Raw genomic sequence first — 2,247 nt, 5'->3', positions numbered from 1 at the left:
CCTTCCAGGCGCGGCCCTGGGGGTCCGTCACCTGCCAGCCCCGGTAGTCGCCGGAAACGTGCCCGCCCACCGCGCCCTGAATCGCGTGGGCCAGCTTCTGGCGACTGGCGCCAACCGTCTCAATCTCAATTCCAAACCGGAGCGTCTTCATGGAGTTTGCCTCTCGCATTCGCGCGGGGCTGTGGCGCCCGTCGCGAAACACATACACGCTCTTGTGTGCGAATGAGACAAGTCCTCTTCGGCGTCTGGTTGGGTGGGTTTCGGGTGTCTGGGATAGTTGCGAGAATTCGCGGGGTTTGCGCCGGGCGCCTGTGAATGGGTGCGGCCAGTCTGCCTGGATTGGCGGCGGTAGGCGGAATTCCAGCGTGTGTGATTGTCTCGCCGGCAGGGCGGTGGGGATTGGCGGCATAGCCCGGAGCGGACTGCCACTGCCTCTCCCGCTGATTCAGCCGGAAGCGCCTCTCACCTGCGCAGGGCTCCTGGTGTGCGCGCGCCGCATGCCGAGGGGCTCAGGAGGGGGCAGCCCACGAGGCTCTTGAGCATCGCCATCGCCCGCTCCGCTTCCTCCGGTGTTCCCTCTGCAAGCTCCACGTACACGAAGCCCCCGGAGTACATGAGTATGTCTGGGAGCAGCTCAATGCGTACATTCCAGCACTCTCGCTCCGAGGTTGCCATCTCAACATCGGCGTAGATGCGATGGAGGGCGGCGTTCAGCGTGCGCTGGCGTATCTCCCTCGGGAATCGCACCTCGATGTACGGCTGGGGAATCCCATAGCGCGCGGTGCGCTGTCCCACCATCATCAGTTGCTGGCTCGTCGTGGCCATCGTTATCCTCGCGTTTCGTAGGGATGTCGCCCCGTTGTGAAAGACATACGCGCTCTTGTTGATGCGTTATGCAAGTCGAGTCTTGAGGGGCGGCGCCTGTAGGCAGTGAGTCCGCGAGCATGGACGGCTTTCGTATGGCCGGGAACCCGCGCGGTGCTGCGGCGCGGATTCCCGCCGTCCTCTCCTTCAGCCCAGCAGTATGTTGAGGAGCGCCATGCCCCGCATGGCCTCGGCCTCGTCGCCTTCGGCCAGCTCCAGGTAGATGCGGCCGTGGTTCGGCTCCGAGAGGCGTTCGGACTGCACAATCCACCGCTCGCTGTTGGGGGTGTTCAGCTCCAGGCTGGCGGCGAAGGTGTGGAGCAGCGCGCTCACCTGCCGGTGGGTGGCGCCGGGCTGAAGGAAGATGTCCAGTTGCGGCTGGGCCGTGCCGTACCGGCTCTTGCCGAGGGTCAGCGTCAATACGGTGTTGCTGAAATCAACAACCTTGACCGGGACGATGAAGGTAGGGATGGCCGTGGCGCTCATAGTCGATATTCCTGCGGAGTCGCGCGGTGCTTTGTTGCCCGTCGCGAAAGGCATACACGCTCTTGCGGGTGGGTGTATCAAGTCCTCTCTGCTGTCTTTGGGGTGTATGTGCTGTCCGGGGCGTTGGCGTTCGGGCCGGGACGCTGTTCCTGATGGAGCACGTGGCTGGCGGGGAGGCAGGGCGTGCGCGCTCGGGCCCTATTTCGGCCTGCTCGCGTGGCTTGCCGGACGCGCCTGTCGCAGTCCGGCAAGGCCCTCGAATGGAGAGGGGCTGCGGCTAGGGCGCCCTCTTGGAGGCAGGGGCGGGCTTCGTGCCCTCCCGCTCGGCTTGAATCTTCATCAGCTTGTCGATAATCTCCGACTTCCTGGTTTCCCCCAGGTAGGGGAAACTGTTTCCGGTGTCGATGACATAGCGGCGCAGTTTTTTGACGGTCATTGCTTCCAATTCGCTGCGTGTCTTCATGTTGTTCCCTTGGGGACTGCGTTGAAAGAGGGGCCGGTCGAAGGTCTCGGGCGGTGTTCCACTTCACGGCGATGTTGGCGCCCGCCTCGCGTGTGGACGGCGGGGCAGAGCGCGTCCGGGTTGGGGGCCTCTCGGCCTATTCGTTGTCCTGCTGGGGCGAGTGGGTACGGGCCTCACTCCTCCTCTTTTGGGGAGAAGCGCGCGGCGGCTTCGGTGGCGCCCATGGCCGTGAGTTCTCGGTGGACCGCGCGCTTGAAGAAACGAGTCCGGCTCGGGATGCCCGCGTCGCGCCAGGCCTTGTCCAGGGCCGCCAAGTCCTCCGCGTCGAAGGAGAGGGGGATGACGCGCTTGCCGTCCTCGCCCACCTTCACCTCGCGCTCGGGACGGGGGCCCACCGGCACGCGCCCGGCCTCCGCCTCCCGAATCTTCCACTT

At 65.2% G+C, this 2,247-nt stretch carries 4 protein-coding genes and 1 pseudogene; all 5 read right to left on the bottom strand.

Annotation, left to right across the window (positions count from 1 at the left end; translation table 11 throughout):
• Positions 1–151, bottom strand: a 151-nt coding sequence (locus HUW62_RS46870; protein ID WP_176438150.1) for an amidoligase family protein, incomplete at its 3' end; no start/stop codon positions are given.
• A gap of 311 nt (positions 152–462) precedes the next feature.
• Positions 463–825 (bottom strand): RNA-binding protein, encoded by a 363-nt coding sequence (locus tag HUW62_RS46865; RefSeq protein ID WP_255204035.1) that lies wholly within the window; start codon positions 823–825, stop codon positions 463–465.
• A gap of 186 nt (positions 826–1,011) precedes the next feature.
• Complete coding sequence (locus HUW62_RS46860; RefSeq protein WP_141593109.1) at positions 1,012–1,350, bottom strand: hypothetical protein; 339 nt, start codon at positions 1,348–1,350, stop codon at positions 1,012–1,014.
• A 277-nt stretch (positions 1,351–1,627) separates the two neighbouring features.
• Complete coding sequence (locus tag HUW62_RS46855) at positions 1,628–1,813, bottom strand: hypothetical protein (protein ID WP_141593110.1); 186 nt, start codon at positions 1,811–1,813, stop codon at positions 1,628–1,630.
• Positions 1,814–1,986: 173 nt separating this feature from the next.
• A pseudogene (locus tag HUW62_RS46850) lies at positions 1,987–2,247 on the bottom strand (DUF2924 domain-containing protein); the annotation flags it as partial.

Source organism: Myxococcus sp. AM011 (assembly GCF_013372595.1).
In the GTDB taxonomy this organism is placed as follows: Bacteria; Myxococcota; Myxococcia; order Myxococcales; family Myxococcaceae; genus Myxococcus; species Myxococcus eversor.
This window is presented reverse-complemented; position numbering and strand designations above follow the sequence as displayed.

Coding starts and splice junctions, on each gene's coding strand:
- HUW62_RS46865 (WP_255204035.1), bottom strand. CDS start 825: ATGGCCACGACGAGCCAGCAACTGATGATGGTGGGACAGCGCACCGCG.
- HUW62_RS46860 (WP_141593109.1), bottom strand. CDS start 1,350: ATGAGCGCCACGGCCATCCCTACCTTCATCGTCCCGGTCAAGGTTGTT.
- HUW62_RS46855 (WP_141593110.1), bottom strand. CDS start 1,813: ATGAAGACACGCAGCGAATTGGAAGCAATGACCGTCAAAAAACTGCGC.